The 15,991-nt window shown below is 62.2% G+C and carries 9 protein-coding genes and 3 tRNA genes; 7 read left to right on the forward strand and 5 right to left on the reverse strand.

The window, feature by feature from the left end:
• Nucleotides 1-64 precede the first annotated feature (64 nt).
• The 4 genes from HMPREF3036_RS05500 to HMPREF3036_RS05515 all read left to right on the forward strand — a co-directional run bounded on the left by HMPREF3036_RS05500 (nt 65) and on the right by HMPREF3036_RS05515 (nt 2,467).
• Nucleotides 65-140, forward strand: a tRNA-Val gene (locus HMPREF3036_RS05500).
• Between the two features lie 97 nt (nt 141-237).
• A tRNA-Asp gene (locus HMPREF3036_RS05505) sits at nt 238-314 on the forward strand.
• 47 nt (nt 315-361) lie between these two features.
• A tRNA-Asp gene (locus HMPREF3036_RS05510) sits at nt 362-438 on the forward strand.
• 121 nt (nt 439-559) lie between these two features.
• Entirely contained in the window at nt 560-2,467 is a 1,908-nt protein-coding gene (locus tag HMPREF3036_RS05515) for a SurA N-terminal domain-containing protein (RefSeq protein ID WP_005435822.1), read from the forward strand.
• Between the two features lie 139 nt (nt 2,468-2,606).
• Here HMPREF3036_RS05515 and HMPREF3036_RS05520 read toward each other — a convergent pair whose 3' ends face one another.
• Complete coding sequence (locus HMPREF3036_RS05520; RefSeq protein WP_062332288.1) at nt 2,607-4,157, reverse strand: FGGY-family carbohydrate kinase; 1,551 nt, start codon at nt 4,155-4,157, stop codon at nt 2,607-2,609.
• Nucleotides 4,158-4,359: 202 nt separating this feature from the next.
• Between HMPREF3036_RS05520 and HMPREF3036_RS05525 the strand changes: the two genes are divergently transcribed.
• Genes HMPREF3036_RS05525 through HMPREF3036_RS05535 form a run of 3 tightly spaced genes read left to right on the forward strand, consistent with a single transcriptional unit; the run spans nt 4,360 to nt 11,046 of the window.
• The gene (locus tag HMPREF3036_RS05525; protein WP_062332290.1) at nt 4,360-6,339 is read left to right on the forward strand and encodes a DNA topoisomerase IV subunit B; all 1,980 of its coding nucleotides are present in this window, start codon (nt 4,360-4,362) and stop codon (nt 6,337-6,339) included.
• 16 nt (nt 6,340-6,355) lie between these two features.
• On the forward strand, nt 6,356-9,109 hold the full coding sequence (parC, locus tag HMPREF3036_RS05530) for a DNA topoisomerase IV subunit A (protein WP_062332292.1): 2,754 nt from the start codon (nt 6,356-6,358) through the stop codon (nt 9,107-9,109).
• 32 nt (nt 9,110-9,141) lie between these two features.
• Nucleotides 9,142-11,046, forward strand: a complete 1,905-nt coding sequence (locus HMPREF3036_RS05535) for a HAMP domain-containing protein (RefSeq protein ID WP_062332295.1) — start codon at nt 9,142-9,144, stop codon at nt 11,044-11,046.
• Between the two features lie 489 nt (nt 11,047-11,535).
• Here HMPREF3036_RS05535 and HMPREF3036_RS05540 read toward each other — a convergent pair whose 3' ends face one another.
• The 4 genes from HMPREF3036_RS05540 to argC form a co-directional block, all read right to left on the reverse strand.
• Nucleotides 11,536-12,723 carry an acetylornithine/succinylornithine family transaminase gene (locus HMPREF3036_RS05540; protein WP_062332298.1) on the reverse strand — a complete coding sequence of 396 codons (1,188 nt, stop codon included), beginning with the start codon at nt 12,721-12,723 and terminating at the stop codon, nt 11,536-11,538.
• A 41-nt stretch (nt 12,724-12,764) separates the two neighbouring features.
• On the reverse strand, nt 12,765-13,646 hold the full coding sequence (gene argB, locus HMPREF3036_RS05545; protein ID WP_062332301.1) for an acetylglutamate kinase: 882 nt from the start codon (nt 13,644-13,646) through the stop codon (nt 12,765-12,767).
• A gap of 10 nt (nt 13,647-13,656) precedes the next feature.
• Entirely contained in the window at nt 13,657-14,895 is a 1,239-nt protein-coding gene (gene argJ, locus HMPREF3036_RS05550) for a bifunctional glutamate N-acetyltransferase/amino-acid acetyltransferase ArgJ (RefSeq protein ID WP_062332304.1), read from the reverse strand.
• 66 nt (nt 14,896-14,961) lie between these two features.
• Entirely contained in the window at nt 14,962-15,906 is a 945-nt protein-coding gene (gene argC / locus HMPREF3036_RS05555; RefSeq protein ID WP_062332306.1) for an N-acetyl-gamma-glutamyl-phosphate reductase, read from the reverse strand.
• Nucleotides 15,907-15,991: the final 85 nt, after the last annotated feature.

A 15,991-nucleotide genomic window follows, 5' to 3' on the forward strand; every position in this document is an offset into this window, starting at 1 on the left:
GGCATCGTGTACAATCCGAGTTCTGCAGCGCGCAACGAGGCGTCATGCAGGACTTTTACCGTGGGGGTGCTTAGCTCAGTTGGTAGAGCACCGCCTTTACACGGCGATGGTCGGGAGTTCGACCCTCTCAGCACCCACCAGTCAAAATAGTTGAGGAGTTTTGGAAAAAAAACTTCTTGACAGATTGGAAAAGTTCTGTATAATACGCTTCTCTGCTGATGCAAAAGCTCTGAAAACGGAGTGGTAGTTCAGTTGGTTAGAATACCGGCCTGTCACGCCGGGGGTCGCGGGTTCGAGTCCCGTCCACTCCGCCAACGTTTCCGAGCGTACATCGACAGATTGCGACAAGCACATGATGTGCGGAGTGGTAGTTCAGTTGGTTAGAATACCGGCCTGTCACGCCGGGGGTCGCGGGTTCGAGTCCCGTCCACTCCGCCAACAGATTCTGAAAAGAGGCGAACCTTGCGGTTCGCCTTTTTTTTGCTCTAAAAAATCATCGGGAACGAGGCCTCTCTGCGTCCGTCGGGCGACAGTTGGCCAAGACAACAAGGAAACGTTCATGCTTCAGGCATTTCGCGATCACAAGCGCTGGCTGATGTTCATCGCCATGGTGCTGATTATTCCGAGCTTCGTCGTGACGGGCATCTACAGCTACAACCGCATGACCCAGGCTGACAACTCCATCGCCAAGGTCGGCGACAGCTCCATTACGCCGGAACTCTTCGACCAGGCTAAGCGCCAGCAGCTCGAGCGCCTTCGCCAGCAGATGGGCGACCAGTTCCGTGCAGGCATGCTCGACACGCCTGAGGCCCGCGAAGCCCTCGTGCGCAATCTGATGGACGAGGCCGCCGTCACCCAGACGGTTGCCAGAGAGCATGTCGGCGTGAGCGAGCAGGAAGCCGTTGCGCTCATCAAGAACGCCGATGCGCTCAAGGAGAACGGTCAGTTTTCTCCCGCGCTCTACGAGCGCTTCCTCCAGAGCCAGGGCAAGAGCGACCAGCAGTTTGTGGCTGAAGTCCGCCGCGACCTCGCCAAGGAGGCTCTTCTCACGGGCGTGACCGCCACCTATCCCGTGCCGTCCGCCGTCGTTGAGCATCTGCACAAGATCATCACCGAAGAGCGTGAAGTCCAGACGCTCATCTTCAACATCGACCAGTACATGGGCGACGTGAAGGTGACGCCCGATGAGGTCAAGGCCTACTACGACGGCCATCAGTCCGAGTTCATGGCCGACGAGCACGTCACGGCCCAGTACGTCGTCCTCTCGCCCGAAAGCTTCAAGGCCTCCATCAAGCCCAATGAAGAGGACGTTCGCAGCTATTACGAACAGAACAAGCAGCGCTACGCCACGGCTGAGGAGCGTCGTGCCAGCCACATCCTGATCAGCTTCGGCGACGACAAGGCCGCTTCCAAGAAGAAGGCCGAAGAAATCCTCGGCAAGGCCAAGGCCGATCCGTCCTCCTTCGCCAAACTGGCCAAGGAAAATTCCGTCGACACGGGCTCCGCCGTTGAGGGCGGCGATCTCTCCTTCTTCGGCCGCGGCATGATGGTCAAGCCCTTTGAGGACGCCGTCTTCTCCGCCAAGAAGGGTGACATCGTCGGCCCCGTCGAGAGCGACTTCGGCTGGCACGTCATCTACGTGACCGACATCCATCCGGCCCGCGTGCGTGACTTCAACGAAGTCCGCGCCGACATCGAGGCCGAATACATCGACCAGATGGCTCTGCGCGAATTCTCCGAAAAGGCAGAAGAGTTCACGAACATCGTCTACGAGCAGGCCGACAGCCTCGAGCCCGCCGCCCAGAAGTTCGGCCTCAAGCTCATGACCGCCGAGGACGTTACGCGTCAGGGTCCTGCCGATCCCGAACTGGCTCCGTTCTTCAACGAACACGTGCTTGAAAACCTCTACGGCTCCGAATGCCTGCAGGAAAAGCGCAATTCCGCTGCCGTCGAAGTGGGCTCCAATCAGCTTGTCGCCGCCCGCGTCGAGAAGCACTTCCCGAAGGCCGTTCGTCCGTTTGACGAGGTCAAGGGTCAGATCGAGGACGGTCTGAAGCTGCGCAAGGCGGGTGAGCTCGCCAAGGCCGCCGGCGAGAAGAAGGTCGCCGAGGTCCGCCAGTCGAAGTCTCTTGACGGCTTCAGCAAGGCCGTCTGGGTCTCCCGCCAGAATCTGCTCGGTCATCCCGCCCAGCTCGTTGACCGCATGGTTGCGCTTCCCGCCGACAAGCTCCCCGCCTACACGGGCATGCAGGTTGACGGCGGCGCCTACTTCGTCGCGTTCGTGAACGCCGCCAAGGTGAAGGCTCCGACCGAAAACGAGCTGAAGTCCCTCTCGCGCGAGTTCGCCACGATCTACGGCGAAGCCGATCGCCGCGGTTATCTCTCCGCCCTCCGCCAGGAGCTCGGCGAAGAGATCCTCCGCCCCGACTTCATCAAGGGCGAGAACAAGGGTGAGGACGCCGAGTAATTCCGGCTTTGCCTGATCCCGCAAAGGGGCGCATGTCCGACGGACGGCGCCCCTTTCCCATTCTTCAAAAGAAGAGGGCGCCCCTCCTGACCGGAACGGGCGTCCGTTCTCGAGCTGAACGGGATCGAGGCGTTATTTGTTATTCGATGGTTCGCATGGCGACGAGGCGGCTGAAGGCGGTCTTCATGTCCTCTCGCACGAGCTTCTGACGCATGTCGTAAAGCGTGCGGTAGCGGCTCGTGAGCGCGGGAACGGGTGCATACTCGGCGTCGCGCTCGATGTTGTCAGAGAGCACCTTCCTGACGTCGGGCGCGTCGCCCACGGCGTGGGCCGCGACGATGCAGTTTGTGAGGACAGCGCCGCCCGCATTGCGAAAGCGCACGACGTCCGCGCCGAGCATGTGGCTCTTGATCCTGTTCCAGAGCTCGTTGCGCGAACCGCCTTCCGTCACGGTGATGCGGTTGAGGTCGACACCAGCCGCGCGATAGCTGTCGGCAAGGCCCATGTAGTCGTAGCCGATGGCTTCAAGCACGGCACGCCACATGACGAACTGGTCGTCGTCCATGGTCATGTTGAGGAAGCATCCGCTCGCTTCCTTCTCTTCGCCCGAACCGCCCGTAAGGTAGGGCAGGAACATCACGCCACGGCAACCTGCGGGCACTTTCTCCGCGCCTTCCGTCATCGGGCCGTAGTAGGCAGCATCGTCCGCCTTCTTGCAGACGTTGTCCTTGAACCAGCGCAGGGCGAGACCGCCCGTGCGGACGAAGCCCCAGTAGAAGTAGGTGTCGGGGAGCGTGCCCGAATTGAAGATGAGCCCTGTGCCCGGTTTGGAGAGCTCGGGGATGATGCCCTTCGTCGAGACGCAGAACATAGCGCAGGTGCCTGCCACGTCGACGCCCTGGCCTGCCTCGAAGATGCCGGAGCCAAGCATGGACTGCATCGTGTCGCCTGCGCCGCCCAGAATGGGAATGCCCGCCCTGAGGCCCGTGCGTTCGGCCATTGCCTCGGAAAGGCCGCCGACTTTGTCCCAGGGCTTCACGATTTCGGGCATGTACTTCCTGTCGATGCCGAGAATTTCGAGCTGTTCGTCGGACCAGCACTTTTTCTGGACGTCGTAGCCCAGGCCCCAGCCGGACATGGCGCCCCAGTCGATGAAGGCGTCCTCGCCCTTGAGGCCCGCGAGATGCATGAGGATGTAGGGGGCGTTGTGCACGAACTTCACGCCGTCGCGATTGAAGGCCTCATTGTTTTTCAGGAACCAGCGGGCGAACATCGCGGGGAACATCGGGGAGGCAACGGGGTTGCCCGTCTCGCGGCCCCAGATCTCGAGTTCTCGGGCGTTGAGGGCCTCGACGTCGGGTGTTGTGCGGCTGTCAAGATAGTTGATGTAGGGCGTCACGGCATCGCCCTCGGCGTTGACGCCGACGATGCCGCAGATGATGCCGTCGCCCATGACGGCGCAGACGTCCTTCGGATCCCTGCCCATTTCCCTGAGGGATTGAGCACAGGCGGCCATTGACTTTACGGTGATCTCGAGGAACTCGTCGGCGCTCATCTCGACCCAGCCGGGCCGCGGATAGTGCAGGTGCGTGGGCAGGCTGTGGCTCGTGAGGCAGTTGAACTGCTCGTCATAGACGGCGACCTTGACGCTTTGGGTGCCTGCGTCAAAGCCCATGTAAAGTTTGCTCATTAGGGTGGCCTTTTCTTGTAAGGGTCGATTGGTTAATTTTATGCGAAGCCACCTGCCTGCGACGCCTTTTCATCAGACGGAGGGGAGGGAACGGCCTTTTTGAAAACATGGGTTACAATCCTTGCACAGTTTTGAGGCGGATGCAGAACGGATCCGCCTCTTTGTTGGATGTGTTGAAAATCGGTCGGGTGAATCAGTAATCATGGCGAAGACAAACGGCAGAGCGGAGGACTACGGCGTCTCCTCAATCAAGGTGCTCAAGGGGCTTGAACCCGTCAAGCAGCGCCCGGGGATGTACACGCTTACGGACAATCCTCTCCACATCATTCAGGAAGTAGTTGACAATGCGACGGACGAGGTCCTTGCAGGCTTCGGATCACGCATATCGGTGACGCTTCATGCCGACGGGGGCATCACGGTCGAGGACAACGGCCGAGGCATCCCGACGGGGCTTCATCCTGAGGAGAAGGTGCCTGTTGTCGAGCTTGTCTTCACGAGGCTGCACGCAGGCGGCAAGTTCGCCAAGTCCGACGGCTCGGGTCCGTATTCCTTTGCGGGCGGTCTGCACGGCGTCGGCGTCTCGGTGACGAACGCACTTTCGACTACGCTCGACGTCACCGTCTGGCGCGACGGCGAGGAGTCGACGATCGGCTTTGCCGACGGCGATGTCGTCAGCCCCCTCAAGTCCCGCCGTTCTCCGCGTCCGAAGTCCCAGACGGGCACGCGTGTGACTGCTCATCCTGATCCGAAGTACTTCGACAGCCCCGCGATTCCCGAGGGTGCGCTCATTCGCCTGCTTCGCTCTAAGGCCGTGCTGCTTCCCGGCTGTGAAGTGGTCTACAAGAATGAGAAGACTGGTAGGGAGGAATGCTGGAAGTATGAGGGCGGCCTTCGCGAATACCTCCTCTCCGAGATTGCAGCTGAACCGCTTGTCGCTCCCTTCGAGGCGCATGGTTACGTTGAGGATGCCGGTGACGGCTATGCAGTGGGCGAGGGCGCGGCCTGGGTCGTCATCTGGACGACCGAGGGAGGGCTTGAGCGCGAGAGCTATGTGAACCTCATCCCGACGCCGCAGGGCGGCACGCATGAGGCGGGGCTCAAGGACGGCCTGTATCAGGCCATGCTCGCCTTCATGCAGGCGCACGGCCTGCAGGCGAAGAACGTGAAGATCCTCTCCGAGGACGTCTTCAGCCGGGCCAACTTCGTGCTGTCCACGAAGGCGCTTGATCCTCAGTTCCAAGGGCAGACAAAGGAGAAGCTCACGAGTCGCGAGACGATGAAGCTCGTGAGCGGCTTCGTGCGTCCGCAGTTCGAGTTCTGGCTCAACGACCACATCGAGGAAGGCAAGAAGCTCGCGGAGCTCATCGTCTCTCAGGCACAGGCGCGCCAGCGCCAGTCGACGAAGTACGAGAAGAAGAAGTCCTCGAGCGTTGCGGTGCTCCCCGGCAAGCTCACGGACTGCGAGTCCAACGACATTTCCATGAACGAGCTCTTCATCGTGGAGGGCGACTCTGCAGGCGGCTCCGCCAAGTCGGGTCGCAACAAGGAGTTTCAGGCCGTGCTGCCGCTGCGAGGCAAGATCCTCAACACGTGGGAGGTCGACGCCGACAAGATCTTCGGCAGCGACACCGTGCACGACATCGCCGTGGCGATCGGCGTTGATCCGCACCCTGCGGACGGAGCCCCCGACCTCAAGGGACTGCGCTACGGCAAGATCTGCATTTTGTCCGATGCCGACGTGGACGGCAGTCACATTCAGGTGCTGCTTCTCACGCTCTTTTACCGTCACTTCCCGAAGCTTATCGAACTCGGGCATGTGTACGTGGCCATGCCGCCCCTCTATCGCGTCGACGTGCCGAAGAGGGGCCGCAAGCCCGAGCGCAAGTTCTACTGTCTTGATGACCGAGAGCTCTCCCGCACCCTGACGGCCCTCAGGAAGGAGGGATTTGAGGAAGACAAGATCTCGATCTCCCGATTCAAGGGTCTGGGCGAAATGAAGGCTCAGCAGCTCGCTGAGACTACGCTTCATCCCGACACCCGCAGGCTGCTGCCCGTGGGGATGGGCGACGTCGACGAGGCCGTGACGGGTGAGGTGATGAACCTCCTGATGGCGACGAAGAGCGCGGGCAGCCGCAAGCTCTGGATGGAAGAATACGGCGACCGCGTCGAGGCGGACGTCTGAGCTGGAGAGAGACGATATGGCAAGAAAGAAAGGCGGCCTCAATCCCGAGGTCCAGGACGACGGCGGTCTCTTCGGCGACCAGATGCTCGTTTATGAAGACGATTTGAAGAAGGCGGAAGAAACGCCGGCAAGGAAAAAATCCGCTGGCGGCAGGGTGGCAAAGGCATCTGCCGAAGCACCCGTTCAGACGCCTCTGCTTCCCGAGGTTGAGGAGAGCGTCGAGGTGCAGGCTGACGAACCCGTTCAGGAGACGGCGCCTGAGGAGTCCTCCGCTCGCGAGATCGAAGAGGACGTGACGGAGGAGGCTCGCATTGAGGAGGATGCTGCAGAGGCTTCCGAAGATGAGGGCGCGTCGCCTCTTGGTGCACACGTTGACGAGGTGATGACGGGCGGTGTCGAATCCGACGGTCAGCTCACGCTCGCGCGCTATGCAAGCCGGGCCTATCTTGAATACGCGATGTCGGTCGTCAAGAGCCGTGCGCTTCCCGACGTCTCCGACGGCCAGAAGCCCGTGCAGCGCCGCATTCTGATCGACATGGAGCGCATGGGCGTCAAGGCGGGCACGAAGGCCGTCAAGTCTGCGCGCGTCGTGGGCGACGTGCTCGGCAAGTACCATCCCCACGGCGACCAGTCGGTCTACGATGCGCTCGTGCGCATGGCGCAGAGCTTCTCGCTCCGCTATCCGCTCATCGACGGCGAGGGCAACTTCGGCAGCAGGGACGGCGACTCTCAGGCTGCCATGCGTTACACCGAAGCGCGCCTCATGCCGATCGCAAGTCTGCTTCTTGAAGAGGTGGACACGGGGGCAATCGACTTCACGCCCAACTATGACGGCAACTTCCAGGAGCCCGTGGTTCTGCCCGCGAAGCTGCCCTTCGTGCTGCTCAACGGCTCGTCCGGCATTGCCGTCGGCATGGCGACCGACATTCCCTCGCACAACCTGCGGGAGGTCGCGGCCGCCTGCACGCTGCTGATTGACAAGCCCGAGGCAACGCTTGACGAGGTGCTTGAGGTTCTGCCTGCGCCGGATTTCCCGTGCGGCGGCCAGATCATCAGCCCGAGAAGCACAATTCGCGACATATACCGTACGGGCAGGGGCAAGCTCACCGTGCGTGCGCGCTACCACTTCGAGGATCTTGCCCGCGGCCAGTGGCAGCTCGTGATCGACGAACTCCCGCCCGCCTCGTCCTCGCAGGACGTGCTCAACCAGATTGAAGCCATCACGAACCCGAAGGCCAGAAAGGACAAGAAGACGGTTTCGTCGAAACAGCAGCAGGCCAAGAGCGCCATGCTTGCCATTCTCGACAGGGTTCGAGACGAGTCGACTGAGGAAAAGCCCGTGCGCCTCGTCTTCGAACCCAAGAGCAGCCGCATCGACCGCGAGGAGTTCGTGGCGGCGCTCCTTTCGCAGACATCGATGGAGTCCAACGTCTCCGTCAACCTCGTCATGCTCGGCAATGACGGCAAGCCCAAGCAGAAGAACCTGCTCGAGATCATCCGCGAGTGGATCGCCTTCCGCCTGCTGGCCGTTCGCCGCCGCACTCAGGCAAGGCTCGACAAGGTCAACGACAGGATTCACGTGCTTGAGGGTCGTGCGCTCGTCCTTCTCAACATTGACCGCGTCATCGAGATCATCCGCAACAGCGATGAGCCGAAACCCGCTCTGATTAAGGAGTTCGGTCTCACTGATCGTCAGGCGGACGACATTCTTGAAATCAGGCTCCGCCAGCTTGCTCGTCTGGCCGCCATTGCGATCGAGAAGGAGCTCGCCGAACTCAACAAGGAAAAGAGTTCGCTCGAACGCATTCTCGGCAGTGACGGCGTTCTGCGCCGCACAGTGGCCAGGGAGATCGAGCAGGCAGCGAAGACCTTCGGCGACGACCGCCGCACCCTCATCGAGGAGGCGAGCGTCGTTCAGGCCGAACAGCACGTGGTCGACGAACCCGTTACGGTCGTGCTCTCGCAGAAGGGCTTCCTGAGAACCCGTCAGGGCCACGGGCACGACTGCACGCTGCTCAGCTACAAGGTGGGCGACGGCTTCGAGCGTGCGGTCGAGTGTCGCACGGTCGACGACATCAGCTTTGTCACCGACACGGGCCGTGTCTACACCTGCAAGGTCTCTGCCATTCCCGGCGGTAGGGGCGACGGCTTGCCCGTCACGTCCTTCTTCGATCTTGACAAGGGCATGAAGCGATTCGTCGGTGTCTTTGCCGGCCGTGAGAAGGAGGATGTCGTGCTCGGCACGTCGGACGGCCTCGGGCTCAAGTGCACGATCGGCGACCTCAAGGCCTCGCAGCGCATCGGCCGCACCTTCGTGCGCATGGCCGACGGCGTCACGCTGATGCCGCCCGCCGAGGGCTGCGCCGAGATGCCGCTGATCGCTTGTCTTACCGAGAAGGGCCGTCTCGTGATCTTCGCACACGACGAGATCCGCAGACTCTCCAACGGCGGCATGGGCGTTTCGCTCGTGAAGCTTGAGTCCGGTGAAAGGATGATCGGCATGACGCTCGTCGATGAGCGCGGTCTCACCGCCTCCGGCACGGGACGAGGCGGCAAGCTCAGAGAGGTGCAGATCACCCGCAAGTCCTTTGAGGAGTTCCGCATGCAGCGCGCCCGCAAGGGCCGCCAGATCGGCGTCACCTGGACGGTCGAGTCGATCGCCCCTATCACGCCCGTCAAGCCTGAAAACGAAGGCGAAGGCTCGTCGGGTGCCGGCTCCGCGGGAGGCCTCACGATCCAGCTTGAGGACGAAAATCCGCGCCTCATCTGACGCGCAAACGGAACACAGGAAGGATCTACGTCGTGAAACTCAATCCGCTCCGCTTTTTCAAGAGCCTCTCGGCGAGGCTTCTGCTTCTCACGCTCATCTGGGTGAGCTTCATCGTGACCACGATCGGGTATACGATGATGCTCAACTGGAAGCTTGAGAGTTCGTCGGCTGCGACGAATATCATCGGGGACATCAGGTTCCATGTCTTCCGCACCGCGCTTTATGTGCTTCCGCAGTATGACAACAGGGACTTCGACAACGAAGTCCGTACGGTCAACGCAGGGCTTGATCTTCTCCAGAAGGGTGATCAGTGGCGTCCGCTTCTCGTGCCTGAGACGCAGGCCATCCGTTCGTCGCTTCAGAGCATCGACTCTGAGTGGAAAGAGTCGGTGCTTCCGCACCTTACGGCCGCCCGCGGCGGCGCCCGCGAACCGATGATGGGCGACGTCAACCTTTATGTCGAGAAGCTCGCCGCGCTGACGAACGACATCGACGAATATCGCGCGCACTTCCTGTGGCAGCTCCGCTATCTGCAGGGTCTCCTCATCGTGCTTGCGATCGGCAGTCTCTTCGCGATCATGGCGCTTCTGCTCCGCTGGGTGATCCGTCCCCTCGAGCAGCTCGGCGGCGCCATCGGACGGCTTTCCTCGGGCGACCTGACGGCCCGCACCGAAGTGAGGAGTGAGGACGAAATCGGCGAGATCGCCGCAGGCTTCAACGAGATGGCCGCCAGACTCAAGGATTCTCACGACAATCTCGAGCAGAAGGTAGCCGAGAAGACGGCCAGCGTCGAAGAAAAGAACAGCCATCTCGCGCAGCTCTACGAGATGACCTCCTATTTCACGCAGCGTCGCAGCCTTGACGACCTTGCCGACGGCTTCGTCTCGCGAATCATGCGCCAGACCGAGGCCGATGCGTGTACGCTCCAGCTGCTCTCGGGCCGTGACGACTCGATGCAGCTCCTCACGGCCGAGGGACTTTCCGTCGACCTCGTCAAGGCGGTCAACGATCTGCCTGGCGACGCGGGCATCGTGCCCTCGGTGCTCTCGAAGACCTATCCCGTCTGCTTCCAGCTCACCGAGCTTGAGGACGAGTTTTCCAGACGCTTTGCCGACGCGGGTTTCAAGACGGCCTACAGCTTCCAGATCCGTTCGACGCCGGGCGACCTCGGCATCTTCACGCTCTTCTTCAAGGAAAGCCCGCAGCTCACGACGCAGGTCATCCGCCTGCTCGAGAACTTCGTGACCCACTTCGGCGTCGCCGTGGCGAGCAACCGCCTCATCGAGCGCGACCGCCAGTTCGCCGTGGTGCAGGAACGTCAGCTCCTTGCACAGGGCCTGCACGACTCGATCGCTCAGGCGCTCTCCTTCCTCAATCTGCAGGTGCAGTTCCTGTCGGACGCCATCCGTACTAACGACGTTGCGCTGCGTGACGAATCCCTTTCCGCCATTCGCACGGGCGTTCAGGAGTGCTACGAGGACGTGCGCGAACTCCTTCTCAACTTCCGCGAGCGTTTGCACAAGGAAGGCTTCATCGAGGGCGTACGGACCGTGATTGATCGCTTCGAGGGACAGTCCCGCATGAACGCGCGTCTTCGAGTCTCGGGGCGTGGCCCGCAGCTTACGCCGCGCCAGAAGCTTCAGGTGATCTTCATCATTCAGGAGGCGCTCTCCAACGTCCGCAAGCATTCTCATGCCGAAAACGTCGACATCCGCATCGAGAACGACGCCGACCTCAAGGTGACGATCACCGACGACGGCGTCGGCATCGATGATGCGCTCGTCACCGAGCGAAAGGGCCAGCACGTGGGCCTCTCGATCATGGCCGAGCGCGCATCCCGCATCGGCGCCTTCGTCGACGTCGAGCGCGTCTCGCCCGCAGGCGGCACCCGAGTCGTGCTCATCCTCTCCGAGGAGGCCAGACACGAGCAGCAGTAGCTCCGAACGGCTGCCCGCATGGCGGCAGGCGGGCAGCCCGGGAATCCTGCCGGTTGTCCGTCCCGACACCTTCAAGGTATTCGATGGAAACGACAGCAGGACAGGGGAGCCTAAGGATTTGTACGGATGGATTTCAAGGTTGACGCATGTCAATGGAGTACGCGTTTTTCCGCAAACTCTCTTAAGTGGTATTGAGAATTATTCTCAAATGCGGCAAGATACGTTCAACGACAGCGAACGCAGGCCTCTCACCAAAGGACAACGGGGGGCGTCCGAGAGGCAGGCGATGGAGGGACTCCTTGGTTCTCTCCTGACGGGTACATCTCCGCCCGGCGCTGTTGGGGGTCTGAGAGAGCGGCGGATGCGTGCAATGCGCACCCGCCGCTCATTTTTTGTTGTTCACCTGTACGCCTCACAAAACGGGGAGCCTTGCACAGCGGCAGGACTCCCCGTTTTCGATGGTGTGTTGCAAGACAGGTCGGAGGCGGCTTAGTGTGCGGCTTCCTGAACCTCGCGAATGGCGGCTGCAAGCCTCAGCAGGCCGTCAGAAAGCTCCTCCTCGGTGATGGCGAGCGGCGGGAGCAGGCGCACGCGGTCCTTGGCGGTGAGGACGACGAGACCGTTGTCGAGGGCCTTTGCCTTGATGTCGGCAGACTTGCAGCCCTCGACCGAGAAGCCGAGCATGAGACCGAGTCCGGAGACGTCCTTCACGCCGGGGATTTTTTCCAGTTCGGCGGTGAGCCAGGCACCCTTCTGTTTGACGGCCTCAAGGAAGGCGTCGTCGATCTGCTCAAGCACGCTGAGTGCGCCTGCACAGGCGACGGGGTTGCCGCCGAAGGTGGAGCCATGCGTGCCGGGCGTCAGAACCTCGGCTGTCTTCGGGCCCATGAGCGTCGCGCCGATGGGAAGGCCGTTGCCGAGGCCCTTGGCGGTGGAGACGAGGTCGGGTGAAAGGCCGAACTGCTCGTAGGCGAACCAGGTGCCCGTTCGGCCGTTGCCCGTCTGCACTTCGTCGACGCAGAAGAGCACGTTCTTTTCGTGGCAGAGCGCCTCTACGGCCTTCAGGTAGTCCGCGTCGAGCGCGCGCACGCCGCCTTCGCCCTGAACGATCTCGACGAGAACGGCGGAGCAGTCCTCGGCGTCAAGCTGCCTTTCGAGTGCGGCAAGGTCGCCCGCGGGCACGTAGCGGAATCCCGGCGTGAAGGGTCCGAAGAACTTGTGGAACGTGTCCTGCCCCGTGGCGGTGACGGTCGTGAGCGTGCGGCCGTGGAAGCTGTTGACGAGCGTGACGAAGGGATGCTCGCCTTCTCCCTTGGTGTCGGAAGCCCACTTTCGGGCGGTCTTGATCAGGCACTCGTTGGCCTCGGCGCCTGAGTTGGAAAGAAAGACGCGCTCGAAGTGCGTGCGAAGCGCAAGGCGTCCCGCGAGCATGGCGGTCTTCTCGTTGTAGAAGAGGTTCGAGGTGTGCGGAAGAACTGCGGCCTGTTCGGAGACGGCCTTCACCCATTCGGGGTTGGCATAGCCGAGGCTCATGACGCCGATGCCGCTGCCGAAGTCGATGTAGTCGCGGCCCTTGTCGTCCCAGAGACGGGCTCCGCGGCCGCGCTCGAAGACGACGGGCGCGCGCCCGTAGGTGCAGGCGTGGTAAAGGCTGTCGATGGTCTTGATGTCCTTCATGATGAATGTCCTTCAGAGAATTCTGTTCGTGGTGCGGCCGCTCAGGCGGACGCAGCAGTGCGGGGTCCGGTCTTGACGAGGGTACCGATGCCGCCCTTGGTGAGCATTTCGACGAGGATGCTGTGGGGAAGCGTGCCGTTGATCATGGCGACGCGCTCAACCCCTGATTCGATGGCGTGAAGCGCGCAGTCGATTTTCGGGATCATGCCGCCCGAAATGACGCCCTGTTCCTTGAGCGGACCGATGTCCTCCGTCGTGAGGACGGAGATGAGCGAATCGGGATCCTTCACGTCGCGCATGAGTCCATCGATGTCGGTCATCAGCACGAGGCGGCGCGCGCCGAGCGCGCCGGCAATCGCTGCGGCCGCCGTGTCGGCATTGACGTTGTAGCTTCGGCCCTCGCCGTCACCGGCTACGGACGCGATGACGGGAATGCATCCCTTTTCGAGAAGCGTCTCGACAATCGAGACGTCGACGCCCGTGATGTGCCCCACGAGACCGAGATCCTCCGCTTCGGGTCGTGCGGTGATGAGACCTGCGTCAAGTCCGCACAGTCCCACGGCCTTCGAGCCCTCGGCGCACAGGAGCTTGACGAGGTCCTTGTTCGTCTCGCCTGCGAGCACGCGCTGCACGACGCGCATCGTCTCCTCGTCGGTGACGCGAAGTCCGCGCACGAACTTCGATTCGATCCCAAGGGCGGCGAGCGACTTGTTGATGGAGGGACCGCCGCCGTGAACGAGTACGATGCGGATGCCGATCATCGAGAGGAGCACCAGGTCGTGCATCACCTGCTGCTGCAACTCGGGGTTCTTCATGGCGTTTCCGCCGTACTTCACCACGACGGTGTGGCTGCGGTAGAGCCTGACGTACTTGAGTGAGTCGCTCAGGAGCCTTGCGATGTCGAAGTCGGTGAGTTCGTTCATGGTCTTGACCTCAGCTGCGGTAGTCGCCGTTGATGCGCACGTATTCATAGGAGAGGTCGCACCCCCAGGCAGTTGCATCGGCATCGCCGTCGTGGAGCGTCACGATGATGGAGACCTCCTTTTCAAGGAGCACCTTCTTGGCAAGCTCCTCGGAGAAGTCGAGCGCGCGACCTGCGCTGCAGACGTCGACGATGCCCGCGGAGGAGGCGAACGACACGTCGGCCGCCTCGGGGTTGAACGGTGCCCCGCTGTAGCCGAGCGCGCAGAGCACGCGGCCCCAGTTGGCGTCGGAACCGAACATGGCGGTCTTCACGAGGCTCGAGGAGATGACGCTCCTGGCGAGCACGCGGGCCGTCGCATCATCAGTCGCGCCCGTCACCGTGCAGGTGAGGAGCTTGGTCGCGCCTTCGCCGTCTCTGGCAATGGCGCGGCTCAGGTGAGAAGTGACCGTGTGGAGCGCGGCGGCAAACGCGTCGAAGTCTGCGCCTGCCGCGGTGATTTCGGCGTTGCCCGCAAGGCCGTTGGCCATGACGCTCAGCATGTCGTTCGTCGACGTGTCGCCGTCGACGCTGATCATGTTGAAGGTGTTCTGAACGTCGGTGCTCACGGCCTTCTGAAGCATCTCGGAAGAGATCGCTGCGTCCGTGGTGATGAAGACGAGCATCGTGGCCATGTTCGGGTGAATCATCCCGGAGCCCTTGGCGATGCCGCCGACGGTGACGGTTTTGCCGCCGATGTCGACCGTGACCGCGCAGTATTTGGCCACGAGGTCGGTCGTCATGATCGCGGCTGCGCAGTCTTCGCCGCCTTCGTAGGAAAGTGCGTCGACAAGAGGCTTCATGCCGGTGGCGATCGGCTCGATCGGGAGCGGCTGGCCAATGACGCCTGTCGAGGCGATGATGACGTCGTCTGCGCTGAGGCCGGACGCTTCGGCGAGCAGCATGCACATCTTGCGGGCGATAGCCTCGCCGTTAGGGGCGCAGGTGTTGGCGTTGCCGGAGTTGCAGAGCATTGCCTGCGCGCGTCCGTCGGCGATGTTGGCCTTGGTGACGGCGATGGGCGCGCCCTTGACGGCGTTGAGCGTGTAGACGGCGGCTGCGGCGGCGGGCACGTCGGAGACGATGAGGGCGAGGTCCTTCTTCGTCTTGTTGCGGCGAAGGCCGCAGTGAATGCCCGAGGCCCGGAAGCCCTTCGGAGTGCAGACGTTGCCATCGGGGAGAAAGGTCACGGCGGTGTTGCTGTCAGTCATGGTGTTCTTCTTGTCGTGGTGCGTTTGGAGTCGAGCGTGTCGACGGAGTGGCTGGAAGAAGCCGGGTTAGGAAAGGCTGAGCCCTCGGGCGGGATTGGAGTCCGTCATGAGGTTCAGGCATTCGAGCGCGGCTCCGGAGGAGCCTTTGCCGAGGTTGTCGTAAAGCGCGGTGAGAAGGACGCGGTGGGGACCGCCCGACACCGCGATCTTCATGCCGTCGTGTCCCGCCATCGCGTCGAGGCGCAGGGCGCCGTCCTCAAGAAGGGACTCGAATTCGACGGGGCGCACGACGGGGGAACCCGCGTAGTGCTTTGCCCAGACGGACTGAACGGTCTCCTTTGTCGTGCCGAGAAGTCCAAGATCGAGTGGAACCGTCACGAGCATGCCGCAGCGGAAACTCCCCACGATGGGTTGGAAGACGGGCGGACGAGCCAGACCTGCGGCGATCGTCATTTCGGGAAGGTGCTTGTGCGTCTGCGAATGGGCGTAGGGAAGCGGCATGGCCAGGCTGTCGAAGGCCGTGCGGCCTGCCGTCTCGTAGGCGGAGATCATCTTCTTGCCGCCGCCCGAATAACCCGTCACCGATGTGGCCGAAAGGAAGGCGTCCGGCGCAATGATGCCTGCGGAAACAAGCGGAGCCACAAGCAGGATGAAGCCTGAGGCGTGGCAGCCCGGCACCGACACTCTGGATGCGCGCGCGATTTCGGCGGCGCGGCCGTTCATGAGTTCCGGCATGCCGTAGACCCACTCGGGAGCGGTCCTGTGAGCGCTCGAGGCGTCAAGCACGCGGGTGCCGGCTTCGTCTGCCAGCTTCACCGCCTCTCGTGCGGCGTCGTCAGGCAGGCAGAGCACCGTCACGTCTGCCGCCTTCATCGCCTCAAGACGGGCGTCGGGGGAGCGGCGCTCGTCTGCGGGAAGCGAAATGAGCTTGAGGTCGGCCCTGTTGGCAATCCGCTCGCGGAGCCTCAGGCCCGTCGTGCCGCTTTCGCCGTCGATGAAGATGGTGGTCATGGGTGTTTTCCTTTGTCTTGCCAGTGGGATTCCGGCGGGCCTCGAGGGGCTTTTCCGGAAGTGCGCTGTGCAATCGTAATGAGTT

Source organism: Sutterella sp. KLE1602, from assembly GCF_001578585.1.
Lineage (GTDB): Bacteria > Pseudomonadota > Gammaproteobacteria > Burkholderiales > Burkholderiaceae_F > Sutterella > Sutterella wadsworthensis_A.

Coding starts and splice junctions, on each gene's coding strand:
- argJ (WP_062332304.1), bottom strand. CDS start 14,895: ATGACTGACAGCAACACCGCCGTGACCTTTCTCCCCGATGGCAACGTC.
- HMPREF3036_RS05515 (WP_005435822.1), top strand. CDS start 560: ATGCTTCAGGCATTTCGCGATCACAAGCGCTGGCTGATGTTCATCGCC.
- argB (WP_062332301.1), bottom strand. CDS start 13,646: ATGAACGAACTCACCGACTTCGACATCGCAAGGCTCCTGAGCGACTCA.
- argC (WP_062332306.1), bottom strand. CDS start 15,906: ATGACCACCATCTTCATCGACGGCGAAAGCGGCACGACGGGCCTGAGG.
- HMPREF3036_RS05525 (WP_062332290.1), top strand. CDS start 4,360: ATGGCGAAGACAAACGGCAGAGCGGAGGACTACGGCGTCTCCTCAATC.
- HMPREF3036_RS05540 (WP_062332298.1), bottom strand. CDS start 12,723: ATGAAGGACATCAAGACCATCGACAGCCTTTACCACGCCTGCACCTAC.
- parC (WP_062332292.1), top strand. CDS start 6,356: ATGGCAAGAAAGAAAGGCGGCCTCAATCCCGAGGTCCAGGACGACGGC.
- HMPREF3036_RS05520 (WP_062332288.1), bottom strand. CDS start 4,157: ATGAGCAAACTTTACATGGGCTTTGACGCAGGCACCCAAAGCGTCAAG.